This window comes from Mycobacterium shunyiense, assembly GCF_058270075.1.
Window position 1 is genome coordinate 31,466 of the sequence record NZ_JBZDPU010000003.1, and the last position, 15,357, is coordinate 46,822.

A 15,357-nucleotide genomic window follows, 5' to 3' on the forward strand; every position below is an offset into this window, starting at 1 on the left:
TTACCGCCGGCGACGACGGGGGCACCGTTTGACGACAGCTCAAAATGGCTACCGACAAAGCATGTCTGAACCCAACACCGGCAACCGCATCGACGACGTCGCCCCCGGTGACATCATCACTCTCGGTGGCGGTGAACCGGCCTGCAAGGTGGTCCACAAGGAACCGACCGAATCGGGCTTCCTGGTCACCTTCGAGGTGGACGACGGCGAGATGTTCCAGCGGGAGGTGGCCGCCGGAACACCGGTCACGCGGTCCTTGGAGTCCAAGTGGGAGTCGACTCAGACCCCGACCGCGCACCCAAAGTCCTGAAACCGGCGGCATCAAGTCTCAGCGCACGAGAGTGGCACCGCCGTCCAACCGGATCTGCTGTCCGGTCATGAACCGGGACTCGTCGGCCAGCAGATACAGCGCCGTATAACCGGTCTCCCAGGCACTGGCCCGGCCCATCTTCAGCTTCACCACTTCGGCGTAGGCTTCGTCGACCTCATCGGGCTCGAACCCGAACAGCGACTGGGAATCGGTGTTGCCCAGCGTCGAGTCGATCGGGCCGAGCATCAGCGTGTTGGCGCGGATGCCTGCGGCGGCGAACTGTGCGGCGGTCAGTTCCGTGATGTAGTTCAACCCGCACTTGCCCAGCGCGTAGGGCATGATCCCGATGTTGAGTCCGACTTCGTTCTTGATGCTGGCGATGGACGAGATATTGATGATGCTGCCGGTTGAACCGCCCTCGTTCTTCTCCATGCATTGTGCGGCAAAGAGATTGCAGTAGTAGCAGCCCAGCATGTTCACGTTGATGCCATGGTTGAAGTCGTCGGCGCTCATCGAGTTGTTCACCCGGTCGAAGGGCGGATTGATCGCCACGCTGTAGACCATCCCGTCCACGCGGCCGCTGTTCTGCATCGCGGTGTCGAAGATGCGCTGGCAGTCGTCCTTTTCGGCGACGTCGGCCTGGACCGCGTACGCCTTGCCCTTCTCTGCGGTGATCATGTTCACCGTCTCCTGTGCGGCAGCGAGATTGCGGTCGACGACCACCACCTCGGCGCCGTGGCGCGCGGCCACGATGGCGGTGGCGCGGCCGTTGCCGATCTTGGGACCGGGCATCTGCCCGCCGCCCACGACGACGACCACCTTGCCGGTCAGATCGAACACGGTGCGGCCGGGACGCTCGAAATCTGTTGACATGATTACTCTTTCCTTGACTAATGAGCTAGATACGGATGGCCCGCTCCGGGCAGCCGTCGACCGCTTCGGCGACGGCGCCTTCGAGCTCGGGAGGGATGTCGGTGTCGATGGCCTCGGCGTAGCCGCCGTCGGTCAGCGTGAACACCTGCGGACACAGGGCCGCGCACACGCCGTGTCCGCGGCACAGATCGTCATCGACGACGACTTTCATCGGGACGCCTTTTTCGTGTCCGCGGCCGGGGTCAGGTTGAGGTGCAGATCGGTGAGACCTCGCAGGATGTAGGTCGGCACATAGTCGTAGCGTCGCGCGTGGGCGGCGCCGTGCCGGGCCTCGTCGATCTCGATCGCACCGGTGCTTTCCAGCAGCCGCTGGATCACCACTTTTGCCTCGGCCCGGGCCAGTGGTGCACCGACGCAGCTGTGGACACCGCGGCCGAAGGCGATGTGCCGGCGGGCGTTGTGCCGGTCGAGGTCGAAGACGTCAGGGTTGTCGAACTGGCGCGGATCTCGGTTGGCTGCACCGTAGTGCACCATCACCACAGTGCCTGCGGGGATCTCTACACCGCCGACGGTCGTGGTGGCACGGGCGAGCCGGAAATCCCCGCGGATCGGGCTCTCGAAGCGCAGCGCCTCTTCGACGAAGTTCGGGACCTGGTCGGGGGTACGGCGCAGCTGCTCTTGGAGTTCGGGATTCTCGGCCAGGATCTTCAATGCCGAGGACAGCAGTCGGACAGTGGTCTCCTGACCGGCCGAGAAGAGATTGGCCGCCACCCGCACCACATCCATGACCTCCGGGGTCGACCCATCCGGGAACGTCGCGTGCGCCATCTCGGTCATGACGTCACCGCGAGGTTCGCGGCGCCGCTCCGAGATGTAGTCGGCGAAACGGTGGTAGAGGAATTCCAGCGGCGCGTGCGTCATCACCGTGTCGTCCGTACTGCCCAGCGAGTTGTCCCCGGTCAGCCGTTCGGTGAGCTCGGGACGGTCCGCCTCGGGAACACCGAGGAGATCCGCAATGACCAACAGCGCGAAGGGATTGGCGACAGCGCCGAGGAACTCGCCTCCACCGCCGGCGACGTACGGCTGCAGCACCTGATCGGCAAGGCGCCACATGAACGCCTCGTTTTCCTTCAGGCGTTTGGGGGTGATCAGGCGGCTCAGCAGCGAGCGGTGCGCGGTGTGTTTTGGCGGGTCGAACGACGGGAGTTGGTCACTGAACGGCAGTTCGTCACGGTGAGCCTCGATCAGCGCCCGGACTTCCGCCTCATCGCGCCCCTCCAGCGTCACCGGGGACCCAGGGGTCGGGCCGGTGACGGTATTGCACGACGAGAAGGAGTCGTGGTCGCTCACGACCGCCAACGCTTCGTCGTAGCCGGTGACGATCACCACGTTCTGCGACGGCTCGCGGAGCACGGGACTGGCCGTCCGCATGCGCTCAAGGATCGGGTAGGGATCCGCGACCAACGCGGCGTCGTGGAAGAAATCGACGCCCTGGAGCGGGGACGTATCGGTGGACGAAGTCTGCTGCGGTGCGGTGTTCAACGGCATGGTGTTCTCCTCGACTGGGCTGAGGCAAGCTGACCAGCTTGGCGCAGAAATACTGACCAAACGTACAGCTAGTTCCTGACCAATCGTACAGGCATATACTGTACGAATGGTCAGGCAGGGCGATTTTGTTAGGAAAGCTACATTTAGGTCGGTGCGGTGAGCGGTTCCGCGTCCGGCGCCGGCGGCACGACCCGGCAGAAGTTGATCGAGGCCGCCATCGAACTGTTCCGGCGGCACAGCGTCGCCGGCACCTCGCTGCAGATGATCTCCGACGAGCTAGGTCTGACGAAATCGGCGATCTACCACCATTTCCGCACTCGCGATGAGCTGCTGACCGCCATCATGGAGCCCGTCGTCAACGAGCTTGCCGCACTCGTGGAAACCGCCGAAACCCAGCGCGGGAGCCGTGCCCAAGCCGAATCGATGCTCACCGGCTACATTTCCCTCGCGGTGTCGCACCGCGACCTGTTTCCTATCCTCACCGGCGACCCCGGGGTCACCGAACTCCTCCGAGGGCAACCGCAATGGCGCGCGATCGTGAAACGACAAGCCGATCTGCTCGCCGGTGCGGAGCCTGGCGTGGCCGGCCAGGTCCGCGCGGCCATCGTCATGGCCGGCATCTCGGCGGCCGTCGGGGTGGAATTCGCCGGTCTCGACGACGGTGAGCTCTACGGCCAACTGGTCACGGCGAGCCGACGCACACTCGATCTGCGACCGCCACGACACGCACCGGGACCGCTCGCCCACGGGTGACTGCCGTTTCCTCCGTTGCCGCCAGAATCCCACCTTGGGCAAGCTGAGTACCAACTCACCCGCGAAGGAGCACCTGTGGAGTACACCACGATCCGGCACGAGCTCGACGACGGAATCCTGACCGTCGTCCTCGACCGCCCCGACAACCTCAATGCCTTCACCGTCGAGATGGCCGAAGAGTTGGAACGCACCTTTGTGATGGTCAACGACGATGACACCGTGCGTGCCGTCATCGTGACGGGCGAAGGCCGGGCATTCTGTGCCGGCATGGACCTGTCGAGCGAAGGCAACGTGTTCGGCCTCGACGAGTCGAAGTCACCAACACTGGCCGACATGGCCGACCTCGACGATCCCGAACTGCGCCGGGTCCGCGACACCGGCGGTCGGGTCACCCTGGCGATCTACTCCTGCCGCAAGCCCGTCATCGCTGCCATCAACGGGGCCGCGGTCGGAATCGGCGCGACGATGACGCTGGCCATGGATGCCCGGCTCATGTCGACGAAGGCCCGCTTCGGGCTGGTCTTCGGAAAGCTCGGCATCACACCGGAAGCCTGTTCCACCTGGTTCCTCCCCCGAATCGTCGGCATGCCAGCGGCTTTGGACCTGGTCTACCGCTCTGACATCCTCACCGCAGAGACGGCCCGCGAGATCGGACTGGCCCAGGCCGTCCACGAACCGGACGCCTTGATCACCGAAGCCCGGGCGCTCGCCGACGCGTGGACCCGCGACCGCTCCCCGGTCTCGGTCGCCCTCATGCGGCAGATGCTCTACCGCAACTCCGCCGAGCCGCACCCCGTCGACGCACACCGGATCGACTCACTGGCCATGTTCTACACGAGCATCGGCGACGGCCACGACGGCGTGCGGGCCTTCCTCGACAAGCGCACTCCAGAGTTCACCGGGCGGGCCTCCGAGATGCCGCCGTTCTATGAGGAGTGGGTCGACGGCTAGGGACAGCAGCCGCACTGCGGGTTTCAAATCACCGACCAGCAACAGAGCGCAGTTGCGCGATGGAGCACCTCGGTAGGCTGCCTGAGCGGCATACCCCCCGCTCGATCGGAGGCCGATACCCGTGCTCGACGCTGACGATGTGCGCAGCATCGCGCTCTCTTTCCCAGAGACCGCCGAGAAAGAGCGCTGGGGCCATCCGACCTTCGACGTGGCGGGCAAGATGTTCGTTACGGTGCCCGACGACGAAACCTCATTTGCCGTGCGCTGCCCCCGATTTGACCGCGAGGAATTGATTGCCGCCGAACCGCAGAAGTTCTGGGTGCCCCAACACGAGGCCGCATCAGCGTGGGTACGGGTCCGGTTGGCTGAACTGGAGGATTCGCAGGAACTCCGCGACATTCTGCTCGACTCATGGCGGCAAGCCGCGCCCAGCCGCCTGACCGAGTAGCTACGCGCTGCTGTCGGCCTGCACCGCCGGTCGTCGCAACGGGTGCGCACCTCAACCACCCCTTGTCACATAACGCTACGGGCAGTAGCGTAACGCCGCGTGACCCGGAGTTTCCATGTCGGCCAGCCGTTCACCACCCCCGATGCCGACATCGCGGCGGCATTGGAGCAGGTCAGCGTCCCGACGCTGCTGCTCTCGCTCGTGCACATCACCGGCGACCCGCGGTACATCCGCGAGTTCAAACAGGCCGGCCTGTTCCTCAATGAGGTCCAGGGCTTCATGAGCGAGGAAGACAAGGCCCGGGCCCGTGAGGTGGCGCTGCCGGTGATCGCCGACTACCGCGATCGCGGCTGCCCAGTGCCCGACCCGCTGCCCGCCGAACTGGTGCGGGAGATGCTGGACTGGGCGGCCTGTGAACCGGTCGACGAGGACAACCTGCCGCTGATGCTCGAGGAGCTCGACCTCGAAGGGGTCGACCCACGGCGGCCCACACCACTGCAGGACACGCAAGGCGTCAGCGTCATCGTGATCGGCTGCGGCGAGTCCGGGGTGCTGGCCGGGGTACGGCTCAAGCAGGCCGGTATCGATTTCACCATCGTGGAGAAGAACGCCGGACCGGGCGGAACCTGGTGGGAGAACAGCTATCCCGGCGCCCGGGTAGACGTGGCCAACCACTTCTACTGTTACAGCTTCGAACCCAGCAACCACTGGGATCACTTCTTCGCCGAACAGCACGAACTGCGCCAGTACTTCCGCGACGTGGTGGACCGCCACGACCTCGAGCCGAACATCCGATGGAACACCGAAGTGGTGTCCGCGGAATGGGATGGTGGGATGTGGAACGTCATGGTGCGCTCGGCCGCCGGCACCGAGACACTAAGGGCCAACGCCGTCATCACCGCCGTCGGTCAGCTCAACCGGCCGCAGATCCCCGAGTTCCCCGGCGCGGAAACCTTTGCGGGACCGGCCTTTCACTCGGCGGCGTGGAACCACGATGTCGACGTCACCGGCAAGCGGGTCGCGCTGATCGGCGCCGGCGCCAGCGGGTTCCAGATCGCCCCCGCCATCGCCGACAAGGTCGCCCACCTCACGGTCTTCCAGCGCACCGCGCAGTGGATGTTCCCCAACCCGATGTACCACGAGTCCGTCGCCGACGGTGTCCGCTGGGCGATGGAACACCTGCCGTACTACGGCCGCTGGTATCGCTTCCTGCTGTTGTGGCCCGGAGCCGACAAGGGCCTGGACGCCGCCCGGGTGGATCCCGACTACGACGACCACGGCAATGCGGTCAGCGAGATCAACGCCATCGCCCGCATCATGTTCACCGACTGGATCACCACCCAGGTCGGTGACGACGCAGGGTTGCTGGCCAAGGTGCTGCCCGACTACCCGGCCACCGGTAAGCGCACGCTGCAGGACAATGGCAGCTGGCTGGGCGCCCTCAAACGCGACAACGTGGACCTGATCCGCACCCCGATCGAACGCATCACCCCGAGCGGGGTCGTCACGACCGACGGCGAGACGTACGACGTCGATATCATCGTGTACGCCACCGGTTTTCGGGCCACCGACGTACTGTTCCCGATGACGATCACCGGGCGTGACGGCATCGACCTGCACGACGTCTGGGGGCAGCGGCCGTACGCCTACCGCGGTATCACGGTGCCCGGCTTCCCCAACTTCTTCATGACCTACGGCCCGGGCACCCACCTGGCCCACGGCGGCAGCCTCATCCTCAACTCCGAACTGCAGATGCGCTACATCAACCAGTGCCTGGAGCACCTGATCACCGAGGGCCTGCGGACCATGGAGCCGCTGCCCGAGCCCACCAAAGAATGGCACCGGCGCTCGCAGGAAGCCATCCGCCAGACCGTGTGGGCGCAGCCCTCCATCAAGCACTCGTACTTCAAGAATTCCGACGGTGAGATCCACACCGTCAGTCCGTGGCGGTTGAGCGAATACCGGTCCGCCATCAACGAACCCGTCTGGTCAGACTTCACAGTGCAGGAGGCGTGAGCATGCGCGCAGTCGTCGTCGACAGTTCCGGAAAGGTCAGCGTCGAGACCCGGCCTGACCCGGTCCTGCCCGGTCCCGACGGGGCCGTCGTCAAGGTCGAGGCCGCGTCAATCTGCGGATCGGACCTACACTTCTTGGAGGGCCACTACCCGATCGCCGATCCGGTGTCGGTCGGACATGAGGCCGTCGGCACGATCGTCGAAATCGGTCCGGAGGTCACCGGATTCGCCGTCGGCGACCAGGTGCTGGTGTCCTCGGTGGCCGGCTGCGGGCACTGCAGTGGCTGCGCGACCCACGACCCGATCCGCTGCCTGCAGGGTCCCCAGATCTTCGGCACCGGATTCCTCGGTGGCGCTCAGGCCGAACTGCTCGCGGTACCGGCGGCGAACTTCCAGCTCCTGAAGATGCCGGAGGGCATCAGCACCGAGCAGGCCCTGCTGCTCACCGACAACCTGGCCACCGGCTGGGCAGCGGCCAAACGCGCCGACATTCCGGTCGGCGGTTCCGTCGCGATCATCGGCCTGGGCGCGGTCGGCATGTGCGCCCTGCGCAGCGCCATCACCCTCGGTGCGGCAAAGGTTTTCGCCGTCGACCCGGTGGAGGCCCGGCGCGAACGCGCGGAAGCCTCGGGAGCCATCACCTTCGCCCCGCCCTCGGCGCAGGCGATCCGGGAAGCCACCGGTGGCCTCGGCGTGGACTCCGTCGTCGACGCGGTGGGCATGGACGCCTCGATCAACGACGCCATCGACGCCGCTCGGGCCGGTGGCACGGTGTCCGTCGTCGGCGTGCACGATCTGCAGCCCTATCCGATGCCCGCACTGGGCTGCCTGCTGCGCAGCCTGACGATCCGGTTCACCACCGCGCCGGTCCAGCAGACCTGGCCGGAACTGATTCCGCTGCTGCAGGCCGGTCGTCTCGACGTCGACGGGATCTTTACCACCACGATGTCGCTGGACGAGGCCGCCGACGGTTACGCCAAAGCGTTCTCCCGCTCGGGCGAGGACTTGAAGGTGCAGCTCAAGCCGTAACCGACATTCAGTTGCACTGGTAGACAAGGCTTTTGACGCAAAGTCACGGCGCTTTGATCGATTTCACTGTCAATTCGCTGTGAACTTCATGAGCCTTCCCCCTCAGCGCAACCGGCCTTTTTTACAACACATCGTTGTTCTATGCAAATTTACGTGAGACGCTTCACAATCCGGAATTAACTCGCCGACAACGGAATAACAACTGCGGTGTCGACAGTTAAACGGACACGTGCGCCAATCGAACTCGTTAGTTGACTGTCCGAACGCGGCGCCGCAGCGCCAGGCACTGCCAACAGCCCGCACTGGGCGGCGCTGATGCGTCAAGGTCCGCTCGCCGGCCGGTACCCCGCGGTGGCCGCCATGGTCACCCTGGCGTTGATCCCCTACCTGGCGTTGTCTGCCGCGGTCGATCCGCTGGTACCGATCATCTCCGAGCAGCTGAACCTGTCGGCGCAGACCATGAGCCTCGGCTTCGGCCTGGGCAATGCCGCCTATGCGGTGGGCACGGTCCTCGCCGTGCAGTTCGCCCAGCACCTGCCCCAGCGCAGGATGCTGTTGGCCTATGCAGTCGTCCTGGTCCTGGGGTCGGTGATCGCCGCGTCGGCGGTCAACGGGGCGATGTTCATCGGCGGACACATCCTGCAAGGTCTGGCCACCAGCATGCTGCTGATCGCCGCGGCGCCGCCGCTGACCATCGGCTTCCCCAGGGACAAACTGCGGCACACCGCCGTGATCATGAACATGTGCGTGTTCGGGGCCGTCGCGCTCGGCCCGTTCATCGGTGGTGCGCAGGCAGAAGCCCTCGCGTGGCGGCCACTGTTCTGGATCATCGCCGCGATCGCCGTCGGAGCCCTTGTCATGGCGGCCCTGACCTTCGAGGACGCTCCGCCTGCCGACCTCGACGCACCGCGTGACCTACGGGCCATCGGATTGGCGTCGGTCGGCTGCGCCGCCGCTTTCATCGGTGCCGCACAACTGACCAGCCATGAATTCACCGACCCGGTGGCGATCGTGCCGATGCTCGGCGGCCTGGCCCTGATCGTGCTGCTCATCGTGTATCAGTTCCGGTCCCGCCGGCCGTTGCTGACCGTGCGCACCATGCTGACCAGTGCGATTCCCGTGGCCGGCGTCGGTGTCGCGCTGTTCGCGGCGGCCGCGTCGGTGGCGGCGACCGCGCTGACAGCTCAGGTCTTCATGGAGACCTACAGCCCGGTACAGGTGGGGCTGCTGTACCTGCCGGAACTCGGCGGCGCGATCGTGATGGCGTTCGTGTTCGGTTCCGTCATCTCCAAACGGTCGATGCACTACCTTCCGCTCGTCGGCATGGGCCTGCTCGCCGCCGGGATCGTGCTGTTTCGGCTCGCCATCCCGGCCAATCAACCGCTGGCCCTGCTCGCCTCGGCGCTGACCGGGCTGGCGCTGGGCGCCACGGTGGCCCCCGCATTGTTCGTCGCCGGATTCTCGCTGCAGTCCAACAGCCTTCAGCGCGTGTTCGCGATCATCGAGTTGTTGCGGGCCGTGGCCGCCTTCATGGTGGCGCCGATCTTCGCCCATTTCGCGGCCAGAGCGGCCGGCGGTCTCACCGCGGGCGCCGGCGACGCCCTGTGGATCGGATTCGGACTGGCCGTCGGTGGCGCCGTCTTCGGAGTGGCCGTCTATGCGCTCAGTGGCGCCCGGCCCCAGACACCCGACCTCGACCAGTTCCTCGACGGTGAATCGCCGGCCTGGTACTCGCCGCCCCTGCTGGCGCGGCTCCGACCCGGCCTGCCCACACCGATTCCCGCACCACGCCGAGACCGGCGGGTGACGGCATCCGAGGCGGGCGCGATGCCTGTTGCCGCCACCGGACCGGTGCTGTTCGCCTATGACGGATCACAACGCGCCGCCGGCGCCATCGAACGCGCCGCGGCCGAACTGCCGGTCGGTCGCGACGCCGTGGTGGTCTGTGTCTGGCAGCCGGTGGATGTCGGATTCACGCCGGTCGAGACGACGCATTTCGACGCCGACCAGGCGACCGAGGTACGACGGGCCGCCGAGCAGACGGCTGCTCACGGCGCATCGCTGGCCGCCAGGGCAGGTTTCTCCGCCCGCAGCGTGACGGTCGAAGCGGCGCCCATCTGGAAAGGCATCGTCGAGACGGCTCAGGAACTCAACGCCAGCCTGATCGTGGTCGGCCCGCACCGGCGCAGCGGACTGCTGGGCCACCTGGAAGGCAGCGTGGCCGGCGCCGTCGTCGCGCACTCGACCACCCCGGTCCTGGTAATCCCGGAGGACTGTCGACGTTCATCCTGCGTGGAGGGCGCGGTCCACTCGAACGTTCACGCCGTGGCCGCAGGGTCAACGACGGATCGCGAGTAGTTGCGCAGGTTGTCCCGCAGCGTGGACACGCCGCGTTGCATGGTCTTGAGTTCGTCCAGTGACAGCCCCGTCGCGGCCAAGAGGTCCATCTCCAGGGTCTGCGCCCGGAGCGCGCGGCCGGCGTCGGTGAGGCTGACGCGCACCTGACGCTCGTCGTCGGGATCACGTTGCCGTGTCACGTACCCCAGCGCTTCGAGCCGCTTGAGGATCGGAGTCAGCGTGTTCGACTCCAGGAACAGCTTCTCCCCGAGGCTGCCGACCGTCTGGTGATCCTGTTCCGAGAGCGCGACGAGCGCGATGTACTGCGTGTACGTGATGCCATGCCGATCCAGGATCGGCTTGTAGGCCTTGCCGTACGCGAGGTTGGCCGAGTAGATGGCAAAGCACAGGAAATCGGAGAGTTGCGGAGCCTTGAGCGCCATGGTCAAAATTATATCGGATCCGATTTAGTCGGACGGGATGAAATACATGACCACCCCGCGTTCATCTCTAACGCGTCCAATTGGAGCCGATCATCCACCCGAAGGAGAACGCCGTGACCACCAGCCAGACCGACAACGTGCTGTACACCGCCCAGACCCACACCACCGGCGGCCGTCAGGGTGAGGCCTACAGCTCCGACGGCAATCTCGACATCCAGCTCACCCCGCCCGGAGGCAACGGCTCCGGCACCAACCCCGAGCAGTTGTTCGCGGCGGGCTGGTCGGCCTGCTTCCTCAGCGCCATGGGCCTGACCGCGGGCAAGCACAACGTGAAACTGCCCGCCGAGACCGCCGTGGATGCCGAGGTAGACCTGCTCAACACCGACGGGGCATTCTCACTGCGGGCACGGCTGAACGTCACCATCCCCGGTGTCGATCGGGAGACCGCCCAGGCCATCGCCGATGACGCGCACCAGGTCTGCCCGTACTCGAAGGCCACCCGCGGCAACATCGACGTGACCATCAGCGTCGCCTGACGGAGCAGTGGATCGAATGGCCACTTGTCGCACGCCTTTCGCGTAATCGCGTGTCACAAGTGGCCACTCGGCAGGCATGCATTCACGGGCGGTCAGTTACTCCTTCAAGTCCAGTACCGGCGTCGGCCGCTGGAAGCCACGGGTAACTCCGGCCAGCCACACGAATCCCACTGCCAGCCAAGTCAACCCGATCACCAACGTCAGCCCCGACAAGCTGGTCCACAGCCACACGGTCAGCAGGAAGCCGATCAGCGGCAGCACGAGATTGCTGATCACCCTGGCACCGTCGCGCTCCTGCCGGTCGACGAAATAGTGCTTGATCACCGACAGGTTCACCACCGAAAACGCCACCAGTGCACCGAAACTGATCACCGAGGCCAGGGTGGTCAGGCTGATCACGGTGGCCAGCAGCGACACGACTGACACCGCCAGGATCGCGTACACCGGAGTGGCGAACCGCGGCGAGACGTGACCGAAGAACGAGCGCGGCAGGATCCCGTCGCGCCCCATCGCATACAGGATCCGGGCCACCGACGCCTGCGACGCGATCGCGGATCCGAGCGCACCGGCGACATACGCCGCGGTGAAGAAGGTCTGAAGGAACTGGCCGCCCGCCGTCAGCATCAGATCCAGCGATCCGGACTCGACATCGGTGAACTGGTTGGAGGGGAACACCAACTGCCCGAGATAGGACAGCACGACGAAGATCACCCCGGCCACCACGGTGGCGATCATGATCGCCTGCGGAACGGACCGCTTGGGATCCTTGGCTTCCTCCGACAGCGTAGACACCGCGTCGAACCCCAGGAACGACAGGCACAGGATGGCCGCGCCGGCCAGCACCGGACTGAATCCCGTTGCGCCGCCGTCACCGTGGAAGGGGGCCATCAGGTCCACCGCGCCCAGGCTGAACACCTTGGAACAGGCCAACACCAAGAAAGTCACGATGAAGATCGCCTGTATCGCGATGATGACGAGATTCGCCCGCGCCACCGACACGATGCCGACGATGTTGAGCACCGTCACCCCCGCGATGGACAGCACGACGAACACCCAACCGGGGATCGCCGGAACCGCGGCGTTGAGATAGATGCCGATCACCAGGTAGTTGATCATCGGCAGGAAGAGGTAATCCAGCAGCAGTGACCAGCCGGCGAGGAATCCGATCGGCGCGCCGAACGACTTCTGGGTGTACGTATATGCCGATCCCGCAACTGGATAGGCGACGGCCATCCTGGCGTAGGAACGCGCGGTGAACACCATGGCGGCCAAAGTGACCAGGTATGCGACGGACAACCTGCCGCCGGTGGTCTGGGTGACGATGCCGTAGGTGGTGAACACCGTGAGCGGCACCATGTAGACCAGACCGAACAGCACCAACGACGGCAGCCCGAGCGCGCGGCGCAACCGCCCCTCGGTGGCCTCAGCCAAATCGGCCATGACATTTCCTCTCATTCTGCGGCCGAATAGACCTGTGTGCCTTGGAGATAGGTGGCGCGCACTTGCACCTGTGACAGTTCCGACGGGGGGACATACCTCGGATCACGGTCCAGCCAGACGAGATCGGCACTCGCCCCTGGCGCGATGTGGCCCCAATCAGCTTCGGCAAAGGCCTGATACGCCACGGCTCCGGTATAGGAGGCCAGGGCGGGCTCGATCGGGAGCACCTCTTCGGGTGTCCACCCCCCGGCCGGTTCACCGTCGGAGGTGCACCGCGACACCGCGACAGCGATGCCGTCCAACGGCGCACCCGAGGAGACCGGCCAATCCGATCCGAATGCCAGTGCCGCACCGGAATTCTCCAGCGTGCGCATCCGGTACTGCCGATCCGCACGCTGGGCCCCCAGTCGCGGGATCGTGAGCACCGTCATCAGGGCATCCATCTGCGCCCACAACGGCTGCATGTTCGGGATCACCCCGAGTTCGGAGAATCGCCCGAGGTCGGCGTCGTCCACGAGCTGAGCGTGCGCGATCACCGGGCGCCGGTCGCGTGGACCATTGTGCCGTGCAACGTATTCGATGGCGTCCAGGGCCTGGCGGACCGCGGCATCGCCGATGGCGTGGATATGGATCTGCAGGCCCAGCTCGTCGACTTTCCTGGCCGCCTCCGCCAGGGCATCGCCTTCCCACAACTGCATACCGTGGGAGTGCAGGCCCGAACAGTAGGGCTCGAGCAGGGCGCCGGTCTCGTTCTCCACCACCCCGTCGGCGAAGAACTTCACGGTCTGCGCGGTCAGCAGCGGCGAACCCATCGCCACAGCCCGGTCTCTGGCCGCGGCGTATTGCGTTACCTGCGTGTCGAAGTGACGCGGATCGGCGTAGAACGCCAAGTTGAAGCGCATCCGCAGGGCGCCGTCTCGGGCCGCCGCGAGGTAGGCATCGAGTTCGGCCGGTTCGACCCAGGCATCCTGAACCCACGTCACGCCATGGGCCAGGTAGTAGTCGGCGGCCGTGCCCAATGCGGCGATCCGCACCGCTTCGTCACGGGGCGGCATGACCGCGGTGATCAGGTCCGTGGCGCCCCATTCCCGCAGCGTGCCCAGCGGGGTGCCGTCCTCGCGACGCGGGATCTCCCCGAGGGCCGGCTCCGGGGTGTCGGCGGTGATGCCGGCCCGCTGCAGTGCGACCGAGTTGACCCACAGGGTGTGATAGTCCCAGGCGCGCAACACCACTGGCCGGTCCGGGACCGCGGCGTCGAGCCAGCGCGCGTCGAACAGTCCGCCGGGAGCGAGACTGCCGTCATACGATGCCCCGACGATCCACTCCTGATCGGGGTTCGAATCTGCGAATTCTTTGACCGCCGCTACGATCTGGTCGATCGACTCACATGGCCGCACCGCAGGTCCTGCCGATTCCAGACCGCCGAACAGCGGGTGGGCGTGACCGTCACCGAACGAAGGCATCAGGAATCCACCTTCGAGGTCCACCGTCCGGTCGGCCGTGGCCGCCAGTGCGTCGGCGCCGACTGCGCGCACCACACCGGCGGCAACGAGCAGTGCGTCGGTGGTGTGGCCGGGCGTCCAGATCACGCCGCCGTGGAACAAGGTGGAGCTCGCACCGAGCTCGGGCGGCGCATTGCGGGCGGTCATGCGACGGCCTCCCTCTGGATCGGGGATGGTTGTTGTTGGGTGATGCAATGGATTCCACCGCCACGCTCGAAGAGTGGTCGGGCGTCGACGGCCACGACCTCGCGGCCGGGATACTGCTCGGCCAGGATCGCCCGCGCCTCCGCGTCGTGCGGATCATCGAATGCGCAGGCGATCACGCCGCCGTTGACAACCAGGTGGTTGATGTAGCTGTAGTCGACGTAACCGTCGGCATCGGTGAGAGTGGCCGGCGCGGGCATCTCGACGATGTCGAACCTGTCTTCGACGGCCGATCGAATCCCTTTGCACACCATGCTGTCCGGATGTGATTCGTCGCGCTGGGTATGCAGGAGCAGACGCCCCGGAGCGGTGAGGGCCGCGACGATGTCGACGTGACCGCGCGTGCCGTAGCGCTGGCTGTCTCGGGTCAGTCCGTACGGCAGCCACACCACGTCGGTCGCTCCGATGGTCCGCGCCAGTTCGGTCTCCACACCGGCCTTGGTGGCGCCGGAATTGCGGTGTGGGTCGAGTTGCACGGTCTCGGTGACCAGCACCGTGCCGTGCCCGTCGGTCTGGATACCTCCGCCCTCGTTGACGAGCGCGGACGGCACGACGGTGACGCCCGCGAGTTCGCCCACCATCGCCCCGATCTCGGCGTCGCGGTCCCAACGTGCCCAGTCCTGGGCGCCCCAACCGTTGAACGTCCAGTCGACGGCAGCCACCGACCCGTCGTCGGCGTGCACGAACGTGGGCCCGATATCCCGCATCCAGGCATCGTTCAACGGCGCCTCGATGAGCTCGATGTCTTGAGACACATAGCGTTTCGCGACCGCGAGCTCGGCGGGGTCGACGAGCATCGTGACCGGTTCGAACTGCCCCACGGCATGAGCCACGGCGGCCCAGGTGGACCGGGCCTCATGGCGCGCCTGCTCGGTGTCGCCGAGCGAATAGCCATCCGAAGGAAAGGCCATCCACACCCGATCCTGCGGTGCGCCCTCGGCGGGCATCAGGTATGAGGTCACCAACCG

The 15,357-nt window shown here is 66.0% G+C and carries 15 protein-coding genes; 8 read left to right on the forward strand and 7 right to left on the reverse strand.

The genetic code is table 11. The annotated features are described in order from the left end of the window. Positions 1-61 precede the first annotated feature (61 nt). On the forward strand, positions 62-310 hold the full coding sequence (locus AC4ELH_RS01900) for a hypothetical protein (protein WP_064885968.1): 249 nt from the start codon (positions 62-64) through the stop codon (positions 308-310). Positions 311-328: 18 nt separating this feature from the next. Here AC4ELH_RS01900 and AC4ELH_RS01905 read toward each other — a convergent pair whose 3' ends face one another. The 3 genes from AC4ELH_RS01905 to AC4ELH_RS01915 are packed head-to-tail and all read right to left on the reverse strand — an operon-like array spanning position 329 to position 2,731. After that, positions 329-1,183, reverse strand: coding sequence for an SDR family NAD(P)-dependent oxidoreductase (locus AC4ELH_RS01905; RefSeq protein ID WP_064885967.1), 855 nt, complete (start codon positions 1,181-1,183; stop codon positions 329-331). Between the two features lie 25 nt (positions 1,184-1,208). After that, positions 1,209-1,394, reverse strand: a complete 186-nt coding sequence (locus AC4ELH_RS01910; protein ID WP_064885965.1) for a ferredoxin — start codon at positions 1,392-1,394, stop codon at positions 1,209-1,211. Continuing rightward, the gene (locus tag AC4ELH_RS01915) at positions 1,391-2,731 is read right to left on the reverse strand and encodes a cytochrome P450 (protein WP_498883106.1); all 1,341 of its coding nucleotides are present in this window, start codon (positions 2,729-2,731) and stop codon (positions 1,391-1,393) included. The genes AC4ELH_RS01910 and AC4ELH_RS01915 overlap by 4 nt, the downstream gene beginning before the upstream one ends. Before the next feature lie 156 nt (positions 2,732-2,887). Here AC4ELH_RS01915 and AC4ELH_RS01920 point away from each other — a divergent pair, with 156 nt between their 5' ends. The 6 genes from AC4ELH_RS01920 (at position 2,888) to AC4ELH_RS01945 (ending at position 10,285) form a co-directional block, all read left to right on the forward strand. Further along, positions 2,888-3,484: a TetR/AcrR family transcriptional regulator gene (locus tag AC4ELH_RS01920; RefSeq protein WP_448444900.1), complete on the forward strand. Its 597-nt coding sequence runs from the start codon at positions 2,888-2,890 to the stop codon at positions 3,482-3,484. A gap of 75 nt (positions 3,485-3,559) precedes the next feature. After that, positions 3,560-4,435 carry a crotonase/enoyl-CoA hydratase family protein gene (locus tag AC4ELH_RS01925; protein ID WP_498883108.1) on the forward strand — a complete coding sequence of 292 codons (876 nt, stop codon included), beginning with the start codon at positions 3,560-3,562 and terminating at the stop codon, positions 4,433-4,435. Positions 4,436-4,556: 121 nt separating this feature from the next. Further along, positions 4,557-4,883, forward strand: coding sequence for an MmcQ/YjbR family DNA-binding protein (locus AC4ELH_RS01930; protein WP_064885957.1), 327 nt, complete (start codon positions 4,557-4,559; stop codon positions 4,881-4,883). A 99-nt stretch (positions 4,884-4,982) separates the two neighbouring features. After that, positions 4,983-6,899, forward strand: a complete 1,917-nt coding sequence (locus AC4ELH_RS01935; RefSeq protein ID WP_498883111.1) for a flavin-containing monooxygenase — start codon at positions 4,983-4,985, stop codon at positions 6,897-6,899. Between the two features lie 2 nt (positions 6,900-6,901). Further along, positions 6,902-7,927, forward strand: a complete 1,026-nt coding sequence (locus tag AC4ELH_RS01940; protein ID WP_498883129.1) for an alcohol dehydrogenase catalytic domain-containing protein — start codon at positions 6,902-6,904, stop codon at positions 7,925-7,927. A gap of 315 nt (positions 7,928-8,242) precedes the next feature. Continuing rightward, positions 8,243-10,285: an MFS transporter gene (locus tag AC4ELH_RS01945; protein ID WP_498883113.1), complete on the forward strand. Its 2,043-nt coding sequence runs from the start codon at positions 8,243-8,245 to the stop codon at positions 10,283-10,285. Here the strand turns inward: AC4ELH_RS01945 and AC4ELH_RS01950 are convergent. Next, positions 10,246-10,707, reverse strand: coding sequence for a MarR family winged helix-turn-helix transcriptional regulator (locus tag AC4ELH_RS01950; protein ID WP_498883115.1), 462 nt, complete (start codon positions 10,705-10,707; stop codon positions 10,246-10,248). The genes AC4ELH_RS01945 and AC4ELH_RS01950 overlap by 40 nt on opposite strands. Before the next feature lie 113 nt (positions 10,708-10,820). Between AC4ELH_RS01950 and AC4ELH_RS01955 the strand changes: the two genes are divergently transcribed. After that, complete coding sequence (locus AC4ELH_RS01955) at positions 10,821-11,243, forward strand: organic hydroperoxide resistance protein (protein ID WP_064933946.1); 423 nt, start codon at positions 10,821-10,823, stop codon at positions 11,241-11,243. Positions 11,244-11,339: 96 nt separating this feature from the next. On the opposite strand, the gene AC4ELH_RS01960 is transcribed toward AC4ELH_RS01955, so the two are convergent. The 3 genes from AC4ELH_RS01960 to AC4ELH_RS01970 are packed head-to-tail and all read right to left on the reverse strand — an operon-like array spanning position 11,340 to position 15,351. Further along, complete coding sequence (locus tag AC4ELH_RS01960; RefSeq protein ID WP_463794027.1) at positions 11,340-12,683, reverse strand: APC family permease; 1,344 nt, start codon at positions 12,681-12,683, stop codon at positions 11,340-11,342. An 11-nt stretch (positions 12,684-12,694) separates the two neighbouring features. Next, a complete protein-coding gene (locus AC4ELH_RS01965) occupies positions 12,695-14,332 on the reverse strand; it encodes an amidohydrolase (protein ID WP_498883118.1) in 1,638 nt (545 codons plus the stop codon). Beyond that, positions 14,329-15,351 carry an agmatine deiminase family protein gene (locus tag AC4ELH_RS01970; protein ID WP_498883120.1) on the reverse strand — a complete coding sequence of 341 codons (1,023 nt, stop codon included), beginning with the start codon at positions 15,349-15,351 and terminating at the stop codon, positions 14,329-14,331. Before AC4ELH_RS01970 ends, AC4ELH_RS01965 begins: the two co-directional genes overlap by 4 nt. Between the last annotated feature and the right edge of the window lie 6 nt (positions 15,352-15,357).

Coding starts and splice junctions, on each gene's coding strand:
- AC4ELH_RS01900 (WP_064885968.1), top strand. CDS start 62: ATGTCTGAACCCAACACCGGCAACCGCATCGACGACGTCGCCCCCGGT.
- AC4ELH_RS01905 (WP_064885967.1), bottom strand. CDS start 1,183: ATGTCAACAGATTTCGAGCGTCCCGGCCGCACCGTGTTCGATCTGACC.
- AC4ELH_RS01910 (WP_064885965.1), bottom strand. CDS start 1,394: ATGAAAGTCGTCGTCGATGACGATCTGTGCCGCGGACACGGCGTGTGC.
- AC4ELH_RS01915 (WP_498883106.1), bottom strand. CDS start 2,731: ATGCCGTTGAACACCGCACCGCAGCAGACTTCGTCCACCGATACGTCC.
- AC4ELH_RS01940 (WP_498883129.1), top strand. CDS start 6,902: ATGCGCGCAGTCGTCGTCGACAGTTCCGGAAAGGTCAGCGTCGAGACC.
- AC4ELH_RS01945 (WP_498883113.1), top strand. CDS start 8,243: ATGCGTCAAGGTCCGCTCGCCGGCCGGTACCCCGCGGTGGCCGCCATG.
- AC4ELH_RS01950 (WP_498883115.1), bottom strand. CDS start 10,707: ATGGCGCTCAAGGCTCCGCAACTCTCCGATTTCCTGTGCTTTGCCATC.
- AC4ELH_RS01960 (WP_463794027.1), bottom strand. CDS start 12,683: ATGGCCGATTTGGCTGAGGCCACCGAGGGGCGGTTGCGCCGCGCGCTC.
- AC4ELH_RS01965 (WP_498883118.1), bottom strand. CDS start 14,332: ATGACCGCCCGCAATGCGCCGCCCGAGCTCGGTGCGAGCTCCACCTTG.